This is a genomic window from Sphingobium sp. B11D3A (assembly GCF_025961695.1).
Taxonomy (GTDB): Bacteria; Pseudomonadota; Alphaproteobacteria; order Sphingomonadales; family Sphingomonadaceae; genus Sphingobium.
The window spans coordinates 482,255-500,558 of sequence record NZ_JAOQOE010000001.1 but is presented as its reverse complement, the minus strand read 5'-3'; the positions used below and the strand labels follow the sequence as shown (position 1 = coordinate 500,558).

The 18,304-nt window shown below is 63.6% G+C and carries 18 protein-coding genes; 4 read left to right on the top strand and 14 right to left on the bottom strand.

Going from position 1 to position 18,304, the window contains the following annotated elements; all coding sequences use genetic code 11:
• Window positions 1-74: 74 nt before the first annotated feature.
• Together M2332_RS02405 and M2332_RS02400 are read right to left on the bottom strand one after the other, a co-directional pair.
• Window positions 75-1,721, bottom strand: a complete 1,647-nt coding sequence (locus M2332_RS02405; RefSeq protein ID WP_264572828.1) for a GMC family oxidoreductase — start codon at window positions 1,719-1,721, stop codon at window positions 75-77.
• Between the two features lie 12 nt (window positions 1,722-1,733).
• The gene (locus M2332_RS02400) at window positions 1,734-2,363 is read right to left on the bottom strand and encodes a gluconate 2-dehydrogenase subunit 3 family protein (protein ID WP_264572827.1); all 630 of its coding nucleotides are present in this window, start codon (window positions 2,361-2,363) and stop codon (window positions 1,734-1,736) included.
• A gap of 183 nt (window positions 2,364-2,546) precedes the next feature.
• Here M2332_RS02400 and M2332_RS02395 point away from each other — a divergent pair, with 183 nt between their 5' ends.
• A complete protein-coding gene (locus M2332_RS02395) occupies window positions 2,547-2,888 on the top strand; it encodes a YdeI/OmpD-associated family protein (protein ID WP_264572826.1) in 342 nt (113 codons plus the stop codon).
• A 54-nt stretch (window positions 2,889-2,942) separates the two neighbouring features.
• Here M2332_RS02395 and M2332_RS02390 read toward each other — a convergent pair whose 3' ends face one another.
• The 8 genes from M2332_RS02390 to M2332_RS02355 all read right to left on the bottom strand — a co-directional run bounded on the left by M2332_RS02390 (window position 2,943) and on the right by M2332_RS02355 (window position 10,742).
• Entirely contained in the window at window positions 2,943-3,419 is a 477-nt protein-coding gene (locus M2332_RS02390; RefSeq protein ID WP_264572825.1) for a DUF892 family protein, read from the bottom strand.
• Between the two features lie 78 nt (window positions 3,420-3,497).
• Window positions 3,498-4,277, bottom strand: coding sequence for a glutathione S-transferase family protein (locus M2332_RS02385; RefSeq protein ID WP_264572824.1), 780 nt, complete (start codon window positions 4,275-4,277; stop codon window positions 3,498-3,500).
• On the bottom strand, window positions 4,277-5,056 hold the full coding sequence (locus M2332_RS02380; protein WP_264572823.1) for a glutathione S-transferase family protein: 780 nt from the start codon (window positions 5,054-5,056) through the stop codon (window positions 4,277-4,279). Before M2332_RS02380 ends, M2332_RS02385 begins: the two co-directional genes overlap by 1 nt.
• A gap of 37 nt (window positions 5,057-5,093) precedes the next feature.
• Window positions 5,094-5,471, bottom strand: a complete 378-nt coding sequence (locus tag M2332_RS02375) for a twin-arginine translocation signal domain-containing protein (protein WP_264572822.1) — start codon at window positions 5,469-5,471, stop codon at window positions 5,094-5,096.
• Window positions 5,468-5,920, bottom strand: a complete 453-nt coding sequence (locus M2332_RS02370; RefSeq protein WP_264570291.1) for a c-type cytochrome — start codon at window positions 5,918-5,920, stop codon at window positions 5,468-5,470. The genes M2332_RS02375 and M2332_RS02370 overlap by 4 nt, the downstream gene beginning before the upstream one ends.
• Complete coding sequence (locus tag M2332_RS02365) at window positions 5,917-7,494, bottom strand: FAD-binding oxidoreductase (protein WP_264572821.1); 1,578 nt, start codon at window positions 7,492-7,494, stop codon at window positions 5,917-5,919. Before M2332_RS02365 ends, M2332_RS02370 begins: the two co-directional genes overlap by 4 nt.
• A 134-nt stretch (window positions 7,495-7,628) precedes the next feature.
• Window positions 7,629-9,953, bottom strand: a complete 2,325-nt coding sequence (locus tag M2332_RS02360) for a TonB-dependent receptor (protein ID WP_264572820.1) — start codon at window positions 9,951-9,953, stop codon at window positions 7,629-7,631.
• Window positions 9,954-10,328: 375 nt separating this feature from the next.
• Window positions 10,329-10,742, bottom strand: coding sequence for a winged helix-turn-helix transcriptional regulator (locus M2332_RS02355; RefSeq protein WP_264593045.1), 414 nt, complete (start codon window positions 10,740-10,742; stop codon window positions 10,329-10,331).
• A 106-nt stretch (window positions 10,743-10,848) separates the two neighbouring features.
• Between M2332_RS02355 and M2332_RS02350 the strand changes: the two genes are divergently transcribed.
• Window positions 10,849-11,592 (top strand): SDR family oxidoreductase, encoded by a 744-nt coding sequence (locus M2332_RS02350; protein WP_264572818.1) that lies wholly within the window; start codon window positions 10,849-10,851, stop codon window positions 11,590-11,592.
• Window positions 11,593-11,673: 81 nt separating this feature from the next.
• Here M2332_RS02350 and M2332_RS02345 read toward each other — a convergent pair whose 3' ends face one another.
• The 4 genes from M2332_RS02345 to ligK form a co-directional block, all read right to left on the bottom strand.
• Window positions 11,674-13,149 carry a carotenoid oxygenase family protein gene (locus M2332_RS02345; RefSeq protein WP_264572817.1) on the bottom strand — a complete coding sequence of 492 codons (1,476 nt, stop codon included), beginning with the start codon at window positions 13,147-13,149 and terminating at the stop codon, window positions 11,674-11,676.
• 58 nt (window positions 13,150-13,207) lie between these two features.
• Complete coding sequence (locus M2332_RS02340) at window positions 13,208-14,095, bottom strand: amidohydrolase family protein (RefSeq protein ID WP_264572816.1); 888 nt, start codon at window positions 14,093-14,095, stop codon at window positions 13,208-13,210.
• 146 nt (window positions 14,096-14,241) lie between these two features.
• A complete protein-coding gene (locus M2332_RS02335; protein ID WP_264572815.1) occupies window positions 14,242-15,294 on the bottom strand; it encodes a 4-oxalomesaconate tautomerase in 1,053 nt (350 codons plus the stop codon).
• A 51-nt stretch (window positions 15,295-15,345) separates the two neighbouring features.
• Entirely contained in the window at window positions 15,346-16,020 is a 675-nt protein-coding gene (gene ligK / locus M2332_RS02330; RefSeq protein ID WP_319801494.1) for a 4-carboxy-4-hydroxy-2-oxoadipate aldolase/oxaloacetate decarboxylase, read from the bottom strand.
• A 122-nt stretch (window positions 16,021-16,142) separates the two neighbouring features.
• Here ligK and M2332_RS02325 point away from each other — a divergent pair, with 122 nt between their 5' ends.
• Window positions 16,143-17,360 carry a LysR family transcriptional regulator gene (locus M2332_RS02325; protein ID WP_264572813.1) on the top strand — a complete coding sequence of 406 codons (1,218 nt, stop codon included), beginning with the start codon at window positions 16,143-16,145 and terminating at the stop codon, window positions 17,358-17,360.
• A gap of 17 nt (window positions 17,361-17,377) precedes the next feature.
• Window positions 17,378-18,301, top strand: coding sequence for an NAD(P)-dependent oxidoreductase (locus M2332_RS02320; protein ID WP_264572812.1), 924 nt, complete (start codon window positions 17,378-17,380; stop codon window positions 18,299-18,301).
• Window positions 18,302-18,304: the final 3 nt, after the last annotated feature.

Genomic DNA, 18,304 nt, shown 5'->3' with positions numbered 1-18,304 from the left:
CATGCCGGGCGAACGCATCTAATAGGTCAACTCAGGGCCGTCTGATTGGTGTCAGACGGCCCCTGTGGCTGCGATCAGATCTGATTGGTCCGCGCGAACCGGGCGATATGTTCAGCCGCGCGGAAGGCCAGGGCCTCGATCGTCTGCGTGGGCTGACCGCGCCCGGACGTCACCATGCTCGACCCATCGCACAGGAACAGGTTCCGCACGTCATGGGTCCGGTGATATTTGTCGATGACCGACGTCTCCGGGTTGTTCCCCATGCGGCAGGTGCCGAGCAGGTGGACGCCGCCGCGCCCTTCGCCCACTTCACTGCGGACGACCTGCGTCGCGCCGGCGGCATCCATGATCTCCACCGCCCGATCGGCCTGCCAGTTCGCATGCTTGGTGTCGTCAGGGTGATCCTTGTACGTCACCCGGATCGCCGGAATGCCCCACTCGTCCTTGAGTTCGGGATCGATGTCGACGCGGTTGGTCTCCTGCGCCAGCGACGTGCCGTGGCCCGAGCAATTCATCCAATAGGTGTAGGATTCGAGATATTCCTTGAATCCCGGCCCCCATGTCGGCGTGCCCTTGGGGACGCTCTGCCCCCAGGTGAGAGGGCCGCCCGAGCGCGCGTCGAACCCGCCGCCACCGTAGAAACCGCGCTTCTCGTCGGCGTCATAGAAATCGTGCAAGATGCGGGTGACGTTCGCACCCTTATATTCGTTGAGCGGCTGCTCGAACCGGGCCATCGCCCCGCCGCCCTTGTTGCACATCAGATAGCGACCGACCTTGCCGCTGGAATTGGCCAGCCCATCCGGGAAGGCATTGGTCGCGGAGTTGAGCAGCAGCCGCGGCGTCTCCGCACCATTGGCGCACACGACCACGGCGCGGGCATTCTGGAACTGCTCCTTGCGATCCTTGTCGAAATAATGGACGCCGGTGGCGCGCCCGGCATCGTTCATGCCGATGCGGAACACGTAGCTCTCCGAGCGGATCTCGCAATTGCCTGTCGCCTCGGCCTCGGGGATCACCGTCCAGACCGACGAGGACTTGGCCATCACCTCGCAGCCAAAGCCGCCGCACAGACCGCATTGCGCGCAAGGCGGCCGATCCTTGTAGATCACGGAATTGATCGCCAGCGGCGCCGGGAACGGATGCAGGCCGAGCTTGCGCGCCCCGCGCTCGAACAGCACGCCGGAGGATTTCACCGGCAGCGGCGGCATGGGATAAGGCTTGCTGCGCGGTGGATCGAACGGGCTAGCTCCCGCGAGGCCGGACACGCCGACCTCCCATTCCACCATCGTATAATAAGGTTCGAGTTCGGCATAGGTGATCGGCCAGTCGACCAGATCGGCGCCGGGAATGGAGCCCCACCGGCTGCCTTCGATAAAATCGATCTCGTGCAGTCGCCAGAAATTGGCGTTGAAATGCGCGCTGCTGCCGCCGACCACGCGCGCATAGGTCAGCGCATTACGATCCATGCGCTGCGCCGGCTTGCTCGGGTCGCTGCGGAAGGTTTGCGGATTGGCTGTCGGGCTGTTGGTGATGCCGGACATGTGCCGATATTTCAGCTCGTCATGCTCGAACTCATAGGCTTCCAGGCGCGGCCCCTGCTCCATCACCACGACGCTGTTGCCGGCGCGCGCCAGTTCCCGCGCCATGATGCCGCCCGAAGCGCCCGAGCCGACAACGATGAAATCGACTGTTTCGCTGGTCTTGTATGTCTTGCGATCCATGGGGCGCCTCCGTCAGGCCATGTAGGGCTTGGTGCCGGGATAAGGCTCGAACCCCGGATAATCCTTGTCGTAATAGCCGAAGGGCGGCTCCCAATAATGGCTGTCGATCACGCCGATCAGCTTGGTACCAACCCCCTCGAAATTGCCGCCATATTTGGGCATGGCGATGAGGCCCAGGACCGTGAGCCGCCGCACCGCCAGGAAGAAGGGCGTCTTATCAACCTCTTTGAGCCAGGCGATCTGCTGGGCGTCCGGCGCGGCAGAGAACGGCGCCTGCGTTCCATATTTCGCGGCATAGCCAGCGTTGAACTCGGTCAGACCGGCCTTGAAGGACGGCCATTGCTCAGCAAAGAAACTGCCCATCGCATTGTCGATGAAGTAGACGATATGCGCATCGCGCGCGCCCGGCATGGCGCCGCCCGGCACGATCTGGTTGGCGATCGCATCAACATTGGCCGCTTCCGCAGGGCTCAGCGTCGTAAAGCTCGTATGCCCCTCGCCCGCTCCTGCGCTGCCATGACCATGCCCGACATGCTCTGCGGCGGATGCGATCTGTGGCCAGTTCAAGGTCACCCAGGCCGCGCTGGCCAGATTGCCGACGGCAGCGAGAAACTGGCGGCGTGAGGGGGAAGTCTGGGTCATAAGGCACTCCGAAACCGGCCGGAAAGTGCCATGATTGAGCGCTGCGAGGGGCTCGGAGGGAATACGTCAAACTACGCATTGCGAGGTCGCGCCGGGCTAGCGCAAATGCGCGTCCGCCCCACGCAGCCAGCGCTTCCCGTCCTTCCCATTGAATTGTCCGGTCATCGCGGGCACCATGCGTCCATGGGTAATTTGGTAGGCAAGACGGCAGACGCATTTCCGCATGGCACCGTCCATCGGGCCGCAGACGATCTTCGGCACGCGCTGACCGCAGATGCCGACCTGCTCGCTCTCTGGGAGAAGCTGACTCCGCTCGGCCGGAACGAATTCATCTGCTGGGTGGAGGACGCTAAACAGGCGAAGACCCGCGAAAGACGGATCCAGCGAACCTGCGAGGAACTGCGCGAGGGCAAGAAGCGGCCCTGCTGTTGGGCCGGGTGCATTCACCGGACGGACAAGGCCCCCGGGCGATGGCAGCAGGCGGTGCTCATCGATGGCAAGACCGGCAAATCGCCTCCCGCCTAGGCCCGCGCCATCGGCGTCTTTAGCCTCTGCTAGCTGGTCAGATGAAAGGAACGGTCAGCCGGCGGCTCGCGTCACATCGAGCAGCAGCGTGCGGAATTGCTCATCGCTAGCGTGGGCATGCGTGCGCATCGCGGTCAGAGCCTCCTGCGCACGATCATGGGATAGCCTGTTCGCAACGGCGATGGCGGTCTCCAGGGAGACGGCATCGGCCGCCACGGCTTTTCGCACGGCGCCAATAATGGCGATGTCGCGTAACGCCCCCTGCGGGATCGTCTCGGTATCGCGGTGGGCATCCTTGACGATGCCGCCCATCCAGAGGTTCTCAGCGGGATCGTCGATCGGCTCGAGCGCGTTGATCGCACGCGCCTGATCCCCCCAGCTGCGCGCCAAGGCATCGACAAGCTGGGAAACCGGCAGGCCGACGGCAGCAGCGATTGAGGGCAAAGCCTCGGCGGCGAGAACCCGTCCCGCATACAGGTCTTCCAGACAGACGGTCAGCAAGCTGGTCAGGTCGCGAGCTTGGGTGCTCATGCTGCTCCTCTCCGATGATACAGCGGCGCGACAGGCGCCGCCGATCATCCAACGAGAGAGCGCGGTGGACGTTCCGCCCTAGCCCCAGCGATTGATTTCCGGGCCGGGCGCAAAGGCGTGAGCCGGCTGCGGGCTGCGTGCCTGCGCGAGCGCCCGCTGCACGCTGGGCCGCGCCTCTACGCGCGCAAGCCACGCCGCAAGGCGCGGCTTGTCGGTGAAGGCATCGGAAAGCAGATCACGCATCGGCGCCACCCAGGCGTAGCTTTCCAGATCGGCGATGGAGAAGCTGCCCATGAGCCAGTCGCGCGCCTCAAGGCGACCCTCGATCTTCTGCGTGGCCTCCCGGACCCGCGCCTCGCTGGCAGCACGATGCTCGGCCGAGAGCTGGCCGCTGCGCGTCTCGCGCCAACGCTCGGCCAGATCCTGCGAGGCAATGGGGGCGATCAGCGCATCGAAGCGCGCGTCATCGAGCGCAGCCAAGCGCGGTGTCGTCCACGCCAAGTTGGCCAGGGCCGCCGCGCCGGGCGCGACGCGCTCGATCATCCAGCGACACCAGGCCATCATTTCCCACCGGGCATAGGGATCAGTGGGGCGCAGGCCACAACCGGGCGCGGCGTCATCCAGATAGCAGGCGATGAACACGCTATCGCACAGCGCGTGCCCGTCGACGACGAGCACGGGACCTTCCCCTTCGACGCTGTAATCCACCTCGAAAGCGCGCGGCACAGTCCCGCCATGGCGCTCGGCCATGCCGAGGTCGATAGGGCGAAGCTCCGCGTTCAGACCGCTCTCGAACAGCGCGGCGAGCACCGTGAGCGAGGGGCCGGTCGGCTCGCCATGATACAGGGTCATCGCCATCACGCTGCCTCCTCGATCAAGGGAATGATGCGCTCGGCAAAACGGGGCACGCGGCTATAGGCCCAGGTCTCCCGCACCGCAGGGCGCCGCGCAATGGCGCGCAGCCAGCGCATGATGTTGGGGGTTTTTGCGTCGTTCACGTCATCGGGCTGCATGGAGGGGAGCCCGTAAGCCGAATTGAAGCAATTGATATCCGCCAGCGAGTATTGATCCGAGCCGAGATGCTCGCGCTGCCCCAGCGCCTCCTCCAGCTTGGTGATGCCCAGCTTCACCCGCCGCGTCGACTCTGCCAGTTCCGCCTCGCTGAACAAGCCGTAGATCGCCTTGCGCCAGGCAGTGCGGCGCTCCGGCAAGGGAATGCGGTCGATCGCTGCCTTGAGTTCTTCCGGGTCGCGCGCCCGGACTTGCGGGCCGATGAAGATGCTCCAGCCGATCATGCTGAACGACGGGCAAAGCCACTGGTCGAGATATTTCATCCACCAGCGCACACGCCAGCGATCGACCGGGTCTTCAGGCATCATCGAGGGGCCGGGAAAGGCCTCCTCCACATATTCCATCATGGCTGTCGATTCATTGAGCAGCCGGCCGCCATGGGTCATCGCCGGGATCGTCCCCATCGGGTTGATCGCCAGATAGTCCGGCTTGTGCTGATCGAACGAGAGCAGGTCGAGATAATGGCTATTGAACGCCACACCTTTCTCGATGAGGGTGAGCATGGGTTTGCCCGAATTGGCGTTGGGCTCCCAATGGTACAAAGTGACGTCGTTGCTGCTGCTCATCGTAACGCGGGCCGCTGCCCTCTCCTCTCGATCAATTTCAGGCCATCGTCCAGGCGATGAGTTCATGGGTCGCGTCGCGCCGTTCAGAGCGCAGACGCAGCCCGCGATCCTCAAGCCAGGTCCGGGCGGCGACATAGTCATTCCAGCCGGTCAGACCCGCTACCGGACCAGACATCGCACCGCTGCGACGGATCGCGCGGACGCCGGCCCAGTTACGGCTATGCTCTCCGGCAAGATCGATCTGCTGCACGCCGAAGAACTGCCCGGCGAAAGACCGACTTGCGGCTCTGCGGCTGTCATAGACGACAATGCGGGCTGCCTTCTCCGGGCCAGCGACGGCCCGGGCGCCGAATAAGCCGACAGCCCCTGCCACCGCCGCGCCGCCCAGCAATTGCCGCCGCGAGACGCCGCTCATTTGCCCTTCCCCAGATAGGCCGCCACGGCTTCCAGCTCGGAATCGGTGATGTCCACGCGCGTCTGGCGGGGCATCGCGCCCTTGCCCATGCGCACAACCGCCTTCACATAATCGGCGGTCAGATCGTCCCGGTTGGCGATCAGGCCCATGGCGGGCGGGTTGCCCATCATCACCTGCTGCTTGGTGATCAGATTTGTGCCCATCCCCCAATCGAAATGGCAGGCGCCGCACCGATTGGAGAACAGGGCTTCACCGCTATTGGCATTATGCTGCCGGTCCCCTGGCGCCATCTGCGCCCGCATGCCGTAAGCGGAGGGTGGCGGCGGGCCGCCTGCCGGAGCACCGCCGGGCTGGGCAGCCCGCGCATCCCTTGTCCCCAGATCATAGGTCGTCATCAGCACGCCGACCGCCATCAGCGTCATGAGGCTCGTTACCTGCCCTATCCTCATGCCAGTGCCTTTCCACGCTGGTCGGCATAGGCGCTGGGCCAGATGCCGTTCTTGCCGGGGGAGAGAATGCCGTTCGGGTCGAGCGTGTTTTTCACCTGCTCGGTCATCCGCCGCATGGCGTGGTTGTTGAACCCGAAGGTATCGGAGATCGCGTCCATCCAGCCGAGATGGGTGCGATATTCGGCATAGCCATGGGCGGCAGCGTCGGCGATCAGGGCGTTGAACAGCGTCTTGATCGTCTCGACCTGCTTGTCGTTGTCGCGGTCGTACATGAGCATGTTCACATTGTTGCAGAACCGCCCGCCAATGGTGAAGCTGGCGTAGAAATCCACATCATGATCGTTGATGATCTTGCGGCTGCGGCGCATCTGGTCGAGCACATGCTTGCCGGTGGCCGGGACAACCGGCGAGAAGCCCATATGGGCACTGCGCCCGCCGACCCAATCGCCCATCTGCAGCGGAACGGCCGAAGGTACGCCGAGCGTCAGGTCCATCACATTGGTCGGATCGCCCTTGCGCCACCAGCGCTCGCCGATCGGCGTCTTTAGGTGCGGCGCGAAAGCCGCCTTCACGACAGCCGCCTTGGCCTTCGTCACCGATTCCTCGCCATAGAGGCGCAACTGCATGTTCCAGTAGCTCAGCTTGTGCTCCTTGAGCAGCTCCTGCACGCGCCAGTCAGGAATGGCGCCGGGCTTGTCCCAGAAGTCCTTGCGTTGCCCCAGGATCGTCATCTTGCCGAGCCAACTCGGAATGAAGATCGACTGATCGATGATCCGGTTCAGCCGCAGGGGCGTGAGCGTATCGATCACCCAGCCGATGTCTTCCGCCTGCGGGATTTCAAGGTTCAGCTCTACGGAGGTTTCCGGCTCGGGCATCAGCCACATGCCGGCCTTGGTCACGACCCCCAGATTGGACTGGGTGAACATCTGGTCCCAGCTCGGGCCGTAGCTAAACGGGAAAAGATGCGCGGCCTTGTTGTTCTCCATCGCGCCAAGGCCCGTGCGCACCACATCGCCACTGGCGAGCACGACTTCCATACCGCACAGGTTGCTCGCGTGGACGCCATAAGGCGTGTAGCCGATGCCATGATCAAGCGCGTTGCCAAGCACCGAGCCCCAGCCATTGCCGGGAACGGACATCATCAGCGGCAGCTTCTCGCGCTGGATATGCTCATAGAGATCGATGAAGCCGACGCCCGGCTCGATGACGCAATAGCCCAGCTCCGGATCGACCTCGAGAATGCGGTTCATTCGCCCGAGATCCAGCACCATACAGCCCGGCATCCGCGGCGCTGCCGTGCCATAACCAAGGTTCTTGCCGCGCGCGACAGTCCACAGGGGGAGCTTGTGCTCATTGGCGATGCGCACGACCGCCTGCACTTCCTCGACCGTGCTCGGGGCTACCGCGCCCGATGCGGTCCAGAGCGTCTCGGGCCCCGGCGCGTAAATATCCGCATAGGCGTCGCGATCTTCATCGCTGGTCATCACCCAGCCCGCACCGACCGCAGCCTGCAACGCCTTGACGGCGGCATCGAAGCGTTGCGGTGACATTCCGGGCGGCAAAACTAGCTTCATGCGCTCACCTCTCCTTGCGGGCCTGTGCGGCCTCTCGCTCTTTCGACTATTGCTATTGTGGGATCATGGGGCGGTCAAAGGAAATGAGGGCGACCACGCGGCCGCCCTCCTCAAGTTTATCTCGCCCTAGGGCCTCAGAAATCCTTCTTGATCGACACGCGCCATTCGCGCGGCGCGCCGACATTGGCATAGGCCGTGCCCGCGAAGCCGTAGACCGCGTCAAACCGCGACGTGTAGTAATATTCGTCGAAGAGATTGGTGACTTCGAACGACACGGCGAGGTCGCGATCCCGATTACGCCAGGTCAGCCGGGTGCTGCCAAGGACGTAGGAGGGAAAATATTCGAAGTCCGGATTGACCGCATTCAGCGTTCTGCTGGCCAACTGCCGGCCGCGATAGGCAACGTCCAGCCGCGGCGTAATCGAGCCTGCCCCGCCCATGTCGATCTCATACTGAATGCCTGCGCTCCACTGTGTTTCGGGCGAAACGATGGGGCTGCCGGCGGTGATCGTGCTGCCGACGGCGGGCGAGATCGACTTGTACTCCGAGCCGATGAGGCTCAGCGACGCGTCGATCATCAGATTGTCGACCGGGGTTGCCGAAACCTCGGCTTCAAAGCCCCACATCTTGCCGTCGCCGGCATTGGCGATGACTGCGCAGGGCCCGCCGCCATAAGCCGAACAGTCGGAAAGCGGCAGCTGGATCGCCTTATAGTCGTTGTAGAAGCCCGCGAGGTTTACGCGCAGACGACGGTCGAGTAAGTCCGTCTTCAGGCCGATTTCGTAGGCTGTGACGGTCTCCGGCCCGAACGTGCCTTGGGTCGCGTGCGTCGGCAGGAACGGGCGCGCGGTGACGCCGCCACCCTTGAAGCCCGTGCCCACGGTTCCATAGAGCAACACTTCCGGCGAGAAGCGGTAATCCACGGACAGGCGCCAGTCGACGCGGCTCCCGTCATACACGGCCTTCAGGTTATTGAGAGCCGAGAGACCGAACGGATCGGGGAAGAGCGGCGCGGTATTGTCAAGGTTCCGCCGGATGAACGTATAGTCCTTGTGCTCCTCAGTGTAGCGGATACCGCCCGTGATCGTCATGCCATCAACCGGGCGAACGATCGCGGTGCCGAACACGGCCTTGCTGTCCGCATTGATCGGATCGTTGCCGAGGAACTGGAGCGGCACGCCGGGGATGATGTAGCGGATATCCTGAATGGTGAAGTAGGTGCTGCGCTGGTCGGAGTAATAGCCGCCAACGGTCAGATCGGCCATGTCGCCAAGCTTGGCGTTGACGCGCAGCTCCTGGCTCACGAACCAGAAATCGAGATCGTTGAAGCCGCCAGCGGCCCGCGTCAGCGTCGGCGTGAAATCATCGTCCGTGCCCCAGCGGTTATTGTAGGAGCGATAGGCCGTGATCGACTGGACCTGAAGATTGTCGGTCACATCCCAATCGATATGGCCGGACACGCCCCAGCCACGGAACTTGTTCCGATTGCCCGTATTCCAGTTGCCGGCTTGACCGCCCGCCGGCAGCCCCCAGCTTGCATAGGTGCACCAGGGCCCGCACAGGAAGTTCGAGGCGTCGCCCTGCGCCACGATCGGCACTTCGGCAGCGCTGGGGCGATCGGAATACTGATAGTCGCCGATAATCTGGATATCGAGCTTCTCGCCTGCATAACGCAACGCGCCGCGCACGCCGGAATAGTTAATGCCGCCCAGATCCTCGACCACGCAGTCGGTGTTGGTCGGCACGGCCGGCAGGATGCCCTCGGGATTGCCGGGATTGGCGCAGCCATAATCGATCTGCTGGACATAACCGCGCTGGCTCTTATGGACGCCGGAAACGCGGGCGAAGAGCATATCCGTAATCGGGAAATTCGCCCCGGCCCGTACTTCCACGCGGTTGCGCGAGCCGTAGCTCACTTCGGCAAAACCGCTCGGATCGGCTTCCGGTTTCTTCGAGAACAGTTTGATCGCGCCGCCAATCGAATTGCGACCCGTGAGCGTTCCCTGCGGCCCGCGCAGCACTTCCACGCGCTCCAGATCGAGCAGGTCGAAATTGGCACCGGTAAGGGTGGGATAATAGACATCATCAACATAAAGCCCCACGCCCGGCTCATAGGCCGGGTTGAAATCGAACTGCCCGATGCCGCGGATGGAGGCGCCCATGGAATCGCCAAACGCGCCACCCATGGGGGTGAGGGTCACGCTAGGCGCCTGCCGGGCGACCGCGGCGATGTCATCCTGATTGCGCGCTTCAAGTAGCGCCGCATCCACCGCTGTGATCGCCAGTGGCGTATCCTGCAGGCGCTGAGACCGAAATTGTGCAGTAACAATGATATCGGGGGTGCTGTCGGCCTGCGGGGCGGCATCTTGCTGCGCGATAGCGGGCGTCGTCGCCGCGATGGCCATCACCATAACCGAACCGGCGCACAGCAATGGGCGGATTCTGGACTTCCTGTTCATCACATCTTCTCCTCACCTGTGCGGCTCGATGCAGCCTCACATTGCGCGGGTCTTTGCGACCTCTCGCAGAGCATACAGGAGCCGTTTTTTAGGCTCGTTGATATAGGCAGGAATTCCGGACAGGATCAACTTAAAGGAGACGGCGGCGGCGCGACGGCCGAACTTTTGGTCCCGGCGTGGGACTTATGCATCAGCGCGCTTGTTCAAGAGCGCAGGAACATGTCTGGTTGTGCATCTTTGAAGCACGGAGAAGGCGATCTCACGCCGCGATGGAGGCGGAGGCCGGCTAAGACCCCAACTTGAATGCGTGATTCGTTGCCGCTTCGTTCGTGAAAACAGAATGCGGCGAGTTAGCGGTCGCCCTGCCCGGCTCACTTAACGAGTGCGTGCCTCATCAAATCTCAGGCGAGCGGCGTCGATGGCCTGCAGATGATCTTCCGCCCAGGTCCACACGCCACAAAATGCTTCGCCCAGACTGGCCCCCAGCTCCGACAGCCGGTAATCCACATGGGGCGGCACGACCGGATGCACCGTGCGGTGGACCAGACCGTTGCGCTCCATCTGCCGCAGGGTCTGCGTAAGCATCTTCTGGCTGATGCCGGGCATTTTTTCGAAGATCCGTGTGAAGCGCTGTTCGCCATGATCGTGCAGCACTTCAATCAGCAGCATGGTCCATTTGTCCGCGACCTGGCCGATAAGGTCATTGACCAGCGCTTCCACGCGGGGATCGATCTGGTCGTAGCGATCCGGGCTAGCTGGCACACTTGGGCGCTTTGCTTGAGTTGTCATTCACACTCTCTTTCCGGTGAGTATCAATCTTTCCGGTGCCTTCTTTCGTTCTGAAAGCTAGGACTTAAATGAGCAGCCGTCCACCAGCAGAATTGGAGCAAACGGCATGAAGACCACGGGCAACACCATTCTCATCACCGGCGGCGGCTCCGGTATTGGCCGCGCGTTGGCGCGCCATTTCCACGAGCTCGGCAACACGGTGATCGTCGCGGGGCGGACAGCAGCGACATTAGCTGAAACCATCGAGGGTCGCGCGGGCATGCACATGCTCACAGTTGATGCGAGCGATCCGGCAAGCATCGAAGCATTCGCGGCCGAAGCGATCGCCCGCTTTCCGGCGATCAACATCCTGTTCAACAATGCCGGCATTATGCAGCGCGAGGATCTCGCGCGCCGCGGCGACACGACTGTGGCGGAGCAGACCTTCATCACCAATGTGCTGGGGCCGATCCGCCTGACCAATGCCTTGATTGAGCATCTGATGGCGCAGGAAGACGCCGCGATCATCAACACGACCTCCGGCCTCGCCTTCGTGCCGCTGATCGGCACGCCGAGCTACAGCGCGAGCAAGGCGGCCTTGCACAGCTGGACGGTCTCCCTGCGGGAACAGCTGCGCGGCAAGGTCGAGGTGATCGAGCTGGCCCCACCAGCCGTGCGCACCGAGCTAACCCCGGGACAATCCACGCGGGAAAACTATATGCCGCTCAATGATTATGCTGCGGAAGTGATGGCGCTCTTTCAGCAAGTGCCCACGCCCGAGGAAATTCTCGTCGAGAATGTCCGCTTCCTTCGCTCGGCGGAGCGCGAGGGACGGTTTGCCGAGACTGTGCGGATGATCAGCACGCTTTGATCGCCAAGGTGGTATGACGAAACATCACCGCCGTCCAAGGGGGCAGGCTCTAACACCTGCGCCCTTGGGCGTGCGAAAGGATCAGGCCGCTTTCGCCGCCTGATAGGCCGCCATCGGCACCCACCAGCCATGGACCTGCGGCCGCATCCGGGTGGGCACGGGCACCTTGGCGACTGGCCCGGCCGGAAGATCCCCCGCGTTCCAGATCCACACCGCGTGCTCGAACTGGTCCGGCGCGGTCTCATGATCGACGACGCCGACCAGCCAGCCTTCATGACCGGGCTCGCTCGATGGCACATGCACGGTCTCGCTCATTCCATGCGCCGGCGGCAGATTATAGCCGACGATTGCGCCGGTTTCGAAATCCTTCCGGAGGAGCGCGGTGAACATGGCGCCGACGACGCCGCCCATCAGCGGCGGCCCCATGGGCTGCGGGTTCATGCTGCAATACCAGCCCCGCTTGTACGGGCGCCCCTGATCGGCATCGGCAATGCGCGGCATGTCTCCCGGAGGCCCGAGCGGCGTGACCTCCACGCCATCGCCGTCGCCTTTCATATCGACCGTCCAGCGCTGAAAGCCGCCGCCCAGCTCCCAAGGCTGTACATCGATACCGCTGTCCGCGCGGATATGCGGGAAGGCGATCGTATCGGTGATGTGGTGATCGATATGGACCTTGCCGTCCGGCGTCTCAAAGGCGTTCATCATGTGGAAGCTGGAGGCGCCCTTCGGTCCCTTGAACCAGCGGATCTCGGACACATCGCCATAACGCGGCATCACCCCGATGTGATATTCCAGATCTTGCTGGTGAACCCAGTGCGCACCCTTGGCTTTCACGCGCTCCAGGTCGGCGGTGGTGGGCTGCAGCGGGAAGATGGCGTAGTTCTCGGTGATCACGAAGTCATGGACAAGGCTGCAGAACGGCGCCTCGAACGACTGTTCCCTGATGAGCTTGCCGTCCTTGTCGGTCCACCAATAAGCGATGGTCTTTGAGCAGAGGCCATCCGCCTCATAGCCGTAGACGAACATCTCCTTGGTCTCGGGATCGATGCGGACATGGGCCGTCATCGTCTGCGACTTGAGCGCGCCCCCGAAATCATAGGCGCCGATGGTCTCCAGCGTGTGCGGATCGACTTGATGACCCGGCCCATCCTCCTTGGTCATGATGAGCTTGCCCGCATGCCAGACCGGCGTGGTGTTGGAGACAGTCCCCTCCACGCCCTCAGCCGACGCGTCATTGGTGAAGGGATTGCGATAGCGGCCGAACAGACGCTTGCCGGCCGCGTTCTCGGCCTTCCAGCGCGGGGTCTGGACATATTTGATGTCATAATCGACCGTCCCGTCCTCATTGAAGAGGATGCGGCTGATCATGCCATCATCCGAGAGCGCCGTATCGGGCTGGAAGAAAGGCTCGAACTGCGGATCGGGCACCGCCCGGAAGAAAGCGCCGCGCACATCCGCCGGAATGATGCCCTCTGATGCCGTGAGGCCCTTGAGCGAAACTTCCTGACGGACTGGCGTGTTGAGGCCCATATAGTCCGGCGTTGCGGGAAACGGCATTCTTCTCTCCAGTCAGCTTGCGGTTTCGGGCCTGTTTGGTCTCTCGTTGTCGAACTGGCTATGACCCAGCGCGAAGTTCTTCAGGCCAGTATAGACGCATCGGGTTGGTCACCAGCATCTTGCGCTGCAACGCTTCCGTTGGCGCGATGCGCGGAATCATGTCCACAAGCAGGCCGTCGTCAGGGATGGCATCCTGCATGTTGGGGTGCGGCCAATCGGTGCCCCATATGACCCGATCCTGATAATCGGCGACCAGCGGCGCGACGGCATTGGCAAAGTCATCCCAAGGCGCACCGGCGGGATCGAGCCGGTCCGGGCAGGTCGCCTTGAACCAGATGTCATCGCGACTATCGAGCAGGTTGCGGAAGGCCTTCATGTCAGCACCGTCCGGTCCCTGGCGCACATCGGGCCGGCCCATATGGTCGATGACCAGCGGCACCGGGATCGCATCCATGAACGGGCGCAGTTCTTCGAGAATGTCCGCCTCGAAATAGATGACCACATGCCAGCCCTCCGGCAGTCGGCTCGCGACCTCGAGAAACTTGTCCTTGGGGGCATCGTCCACGAGGCGCTTGAGGAAGTTGAAGCGGATGCCGCGCATGCCGCCGGCGTGCAGCGCCTCAAGCTCGGCCTCGCTGATCGCGGGATCGACCACGGCGACACCGCGCGCCTTCCCGTCAGAAACGGCAATGCCGTTCAAGGTCGCAGCATTGTCGGTGCCGTGGCAGCTCGCCTGGACGATGACGTTGCGGGAAAAGCCCAGATGATCGCGCAGGGCAAAGAGCATGTCCGGGCCTGCATCCTGCGGCAGATATTTAGCCTTCGCGCTGAACGGGAACTGCGCCATCGGCCCGAACACATGGCAATGCGCATCCACGGCGCCCAGCGGCGGCGTGTAGGCGGGCTTGCTCGGGTTGCTATGCCAGGAAAGGATGCGGTCGGTCATCTCGTTGGTTCCGTTCGGGCTGGGCCTGTCGAAGCCCGGTTCTCACTTTCCGTTCGATTGTTCCAGATGAAACAGCCCTTTGACAAGTTCAGGGCGAACGGACTTGTTCTGAGGTGCAGGGAGCCTGCCATGGACGCAGGGGATGTTCAGCCGAACACCACCCCGTCCATCAGCTTGCGGGCGGTGCGCAACATGCCGGCTTCCACCGGCTGTCCGTCAGCGTCCACGGTCACGACGCATTCGGTGACGCCGGTCGGATGCTCGACCCCTAGCGTCTTTGTCGCGCCCTCGGGCACCTTGGCGACGGAGGCGGCGGGAGAGCCTTCGATAAGGCATGCCGTCGCCACGCTCACCGCGCCCAGCACGCCGATGGAGGCATGGACACGATGCGGGATGAGCGAACGCACGGTAACGGCCCCACCCTCGCGCGGCGGCGCCACCAGCATCATCTTGGGGACGGACTTTTCGGTTACGTCGCCGAGGTTCATCATCTCACCGACCTTGAGGCGGATAGCCTCGACCTTCGCCTTCATTTCCGCATTGGCGTCAAGCGTGTCGCGATCCTCATAGCCGGTCACGCCGACGTCGCTGGCAAGCATGACGACGCAGGGCATCCCATTGTCGATCATCGTCACCTTGATGCCATTGATCTCGTCGACGCCATTGCCCGTCGGCAGCAGGGCGCCGCAGGATGAGCCAGCGGTATCGCGGAACAACAGCGGAATGGGCGCCGATGTACCCGGCACGCCACTGATCGAGGCGTTACCATCATAGCGAACCTGGCCGCCGGGCGTCTGCACCGTGGCGACGGCGACCTGGCCGGTATTCTCCATGAAGATGGCGACGCGGGTTTCATCGCCGGTTGGCTGCACGAGACCGCGCTCAATGGCGAACGGACCGATGCCCGCGAGGATATTGCCGCAATTCTGCGCGTCGGTGACAATCGCCTGATCGACGAACACCTGCAGGAAGAGATAATCGACATCGACGCCTTCGCGGCTCGATTTCCTGACAACGCCAACCTTGCTGGTCAGCGGATCGGCGCCACCCATGCCGTCGATCTGGCGCGGGTCTGGCGAGCCCATGACGCGCAGCAGGAAGGCATCGCGGGCGGCGGTATCCGTGGGCAGATCGTCCGCCAGGAAATAGCCGCCCTTAGAGGTGCCGCCACGCATCCACATGCAGGTAATGCCGTCCATCACAGCCTCCTGCTCGAAGCGAACGGAGATGCGTTCCGAGGCGGACGTGCCTCACACATATTTCAGGCCTTCCTTCTCCAGACGCTCACGCATCTTGTACATGTCGAGGCCCAGCACGCCGGAGGCCAGCTTCTCGCGCTTCTCGCCTTCATTGGCTTCCCGCGCGCGGGCCGCTTCCAGCACCTTGGCGGCGTTGGCGCGGGGGACGACGCACACGCCGTCATCATCAGCGACAATCACATCGCCGGGATTGACCAGCGCATTGGCGCAGACGACTGGGATGTTGACGCTGCCCAGCGTGTTCTTGACCGTGCCCTGCGCGTAGACCGCCTTGGACCAGACCGGGAAGTTCATCTCGGTAAGATCGCGCACATCGCGAACGCCGGCATCGATGATCAGGCCGCGACAGCCGCGCGCCTGCGCCGAGGTCGCCAACAGATCGCCGAAATAGCCATCCTCGCAGGGGCTGGTCGGCGCCAGCAGCAGCACGTCGCCGGCCTTCAACTGCTCGATGGCGACATGCACCATCCAGTTGTCGCCCGGAGGCGCGCTGATCGTCACTGCACTGCCCGCGATCCGCGCACCGGCGTAAATCGGCCGCATGTAGCTCGCCAGCAAACCCGTGCGTCCCTGCGCCTCATGAACCGTCGCAACACCGCACGCCGCCAGACCGTCAATCACCTCAGGATCAGCACGCTCGATATTCTGTACGACCACACCCATGATTGCTCCTCTCGATCAACATTAACTGGCAACAGCCTTGCTCCCGTATAGAATAGGGGAACGGCGTCCGGTCAATCCACCCCGAACTTTGCGCAGATCATAAGCATCTGCTAAGTCTGGCCCTCATGGCATCGGGCCTCTCACCCTTTTCGTTCAATCTGCGCCACCTCGCCGCCGTTGCGGCAGTAACGCACAAGGGAAGCGTGTCCGCCGCCGCGAGCACGCTCCATCTGACCCAGCCTGCTGTGACCCAAGCCATTGCTCGCGTGGAAAGCATCATGGACGTGCAGCTATTCGAGCGGCGCACGGACGGCATGACGCCCCTCCCTCCTGCGATGGCGCTGGCTGAGCGCGTTGAGCAAGCGGCCGAAATGATCGGCTCGCGGCGGGTGACCATGGCGCAATTGCGGGCTTTCCTCGCCGTCGCGGATAGCGGAAGCTATGCGGCTGCAGCGGCGCAGAGCGGCCTCTCGCAGCCGACCCTGCATCGCGCCATTGGCGATCTGTCGCTGATCCTCCGGCGGTCGCTCGTCGAGCGGCGCGGACGGGGGATCGCGCTGACCGACGCGGGCCGGCGCACCGCCCGCAATTTCCGCCTCGCCCGGACAGAGCTGGAAGCAGGCCTCGACGAAGCCTTGGGCCAATCCGGCGGCGTGCCCGCGCGGATCACCATCGGGGCGATGCCGCTCTCCCGCGCTCGGGTGCTACCGCGCGCGCTGGCAAGGTTCAACACCGCATTTCCGGCCATAGAGATCGTGATCGTCGAAGGATCGCATGGCGAACTGGCGGAATCCCTGCGCGACGGCAGCATAGACATGATGGTCGGCGCCATGCGCGATCCGCCGCCCGGCCCGGACCTCACGCAGCGCCCCCTGTTCGAGGATGAGGTGATTATCATCGCGCGGGCCGGTCATCCCGAGGCCGGTTCGGCACGGGATCGCCCGTTGAGCGATCTCGCGCGCTATGCCTGGATCTTGCCGTCGCCCGGCGCGCCCCTGCGGGCGCGCTTCGACGAGATGTTCCGCACGGCCGGACTTGCCCCACCGCCCGTTCCGATCGAATGCGGGTCGGTGATGATGATCCGCGAAATCCTGATGCAAACCGACTTTCTGACCCTGCTCTCGCCCGATCAGGTCTCGGTCGAGCAGGAGGCGGGCTGGCTCGTCTCGCTTGGCGCCCCGCCCGGGGGCTTCTCTCGCGCGGTCGCGCTCACCACCCGGGCGCAGTGGCGACCGGCCCCGGCACAAGCTGCCTTCATTGCCGAGCTGGACCGGGCCGCGACGGAACCATTCGCTTCTGCTTATGGCACGGAGCGGGAACAAATTTGCGATTCCGCTCGATAGGCGGCACAGCGTCGATCATGAGCGGGAGAATTGCCCTTATCGGCTTTGGGGAAGCGGGCCGGACCTTCGCCGGTGCCGCCGGATGGCGCAGCGACGCGCGCGCATTCGACCTCAAGGCAATCGAACCGCAGACGGCCGGCCCGATCCGCGCCGCTTACACCGAAACGGGCGTCACGGGCTGCGAGTCCCTGTCGGACGCGCTAGCCGGCGCGGAAATGATCCTGAGTCTCGTCACCGCCGATCAGACCGAGGCGGCAGCGTCCGCAGCCGCGCGGCACCTGTCCCCCGGCACGTTGTTCTTCGACATGAATTCCGTGTCGCCGGGCGCCAAGCAGCGCAATGCTGCGGCGATCGAGCAGGCTGGCGGCCATTATGTTGATGTAGCGGTCATGTCGCCCGTGCAGCCCGCCGCGATGACTGTGCCGCTGCTGATCAGCGGCCCGCACGCTGCGCAGGGCGAAGCGGCGCTGCGCGCGATCGGCTTCAGCAAGGTTGCGATTGCGGGCGATCAGGTCGGCGCCGCCAGCGCGACGAAGATGGTTCGTTCTGTCATGATCAAGGGCATCGAGGCGCTGACGGCGGAGATGATCCTCGCGGCCCGTCGTGCGGGCGTGACCGAGAATGTGCTGGCCTCACTCGGCGGAGACTGGCCCGAAAAGATCGATTATAATCTCGACCGGATGCTGGCGCACGGCACACGGCGCGCCGCCGAGATGGACGAGGTGGTCGTGACGCTTACCGAGCTGGGCATCGAACCGGCCATGACACGCGGGACAGTGACACGCCAGCGGGCGATGGGCGCCTTGCTCGGTTCGGTCGAGATGCCGCAGGGGCTTGAGGCAAAGCTGGCCTTTCTGGATGCCATGCATCCCGAAATGATCGCGAAGCCCGTGTCCGCTGGGCAGCCCAAAATGACAGAAACAGAAAAGTCTGGAAGGTGACGG

What these genes read in the sequence shown, in the direction of transcription:
- M2332_RS02405 (WP_264572828.1), bottom strand. Translation starts at nt 1,721, where the DNA reads ATGGATCGCAAGACATACAAGACCAGCGAAACAGTCGATTTCATCGTT.
- M2332_RS02400 (WP_264572827.1), bottom strand. Translation starts at nt 2,363, where the DNA reads ATGACCCAGACTTCCCCCTCACGCCGCCAGTTTCTCGCTGCCGTCGGC.
- M2332_RS02395 (WP_264572826.1), top strand. Translation starts at nt 2,547, where the DNA reads ATGGGTAATTTGGTAGGCAAGACGGCAGACGCATTTCCGCATGGCACC.
- M2332_RS02390 (WP_264572825.1), bottom strand. Translation starts at nt 3,419, where the DNA reads ATGAGCACCCAAGCTCGCGACCTGACCAGCTTGCTGACCGTCTGTCTG.
- M2332_RS02385 (WP_264572824.1), bottom strand. Translation starts at nt 4,277, where the DNA reads ATGGCGATGACCCTGTATCATGGCGAGCCGACCGGCCCCTCGCTCACG.
- M2332_RS02380 (WP_264572823.1), bottom strand. Translation starts at nt 5,056, where the DNA reads ATGAGCAGCAGCAACGACGTCACTTTGTACCATTGGGAGCCCAACGCC.
- M2332_RS02375 (WP_264572822.1), bottom strand. Translation starts at nt 5,471, where the DNA reads ATGAGCGGCGTCTCGCGGCGGCAATTGCTGGGCGGCGCGGCGGTGGCA.
- M2332_RS02370 (WP_264570291.1), bottom strand. Translation starts at nt 5,920, where the DNA reads ATGAGGATAGGGCAGGTAACGAGCCTCATGACGCTGATGGCGGTCGGC.
- M2332_RS02365 (WP_264572821.1), bottom strand. Translation starts at nt 7,494, where the DNA reads ATGAAGCTAGTTTTGCCGCCCGGAATGTCACCGCAACGCTTCGATGCC.
- M2332_RS02360 (WP_264572820.1), bottom strand. Translation starts at nt 9,953, where the DNA reads ATGAACAGGAAGTCCAGAATCCGCCCATTGCTGTGCGCCGGTTCGGTT.
- M2332_RS02355 (WP_264593045.1), bottom strand. Translation starts at nt 10,742, where the DNA reads ATGACAACTCAAGCAAAGCGCCCAAGTGTGCCAGCTAGCCCGGATCGC.
- M2332_RS02350 (WP_264572818.1), top strand. Translation starts at nt 10,849, where the DNA reads ATGAAGACCACGGGCAACACCATTCTCATCACCGGCGGCGGCTCCGGT.
- M2332_RS02345 (WP_264572817.1), bottom strand. Translation starts at nt 13,149, where the DNA reads ATGCCGTTTCCCGCAACGCCGGACTATATGGGCCTCAACACGCCAGTC.
- M2332_RS02340 (WP_264572816.1), bottom strand. Translation starts at nt 14,095, where the DNA reads ATGACCGACCGCATCCTTTCCTGGCATAGCAACCCGAGCAAGCCCGCC.
- M2332_RS02335 (WP_264572815.1), bottom strand. Translation starts at nt 15,294, where the DNA reads ATGGACGGCATTACCTGCATGTGGATGCGTGGCGGCACCTCTAAGGGC.
- M2332_RS02325 (WP_264572813.1), top strand. Translation starts at nt 16,143, where the DNA reads ATGGCATCGGGCCTCTCACCCTTTTCGTTCAATCTGCGCCACCTCGCC.
- M2332_RS02320 (WP_264572812.1), top strand. Translation starts at nt 17,378, where the DNA reads ATGAGCGGGAGAATTGCCCTTATCGGCTTTGGGGAAGCGGGCCGGACC.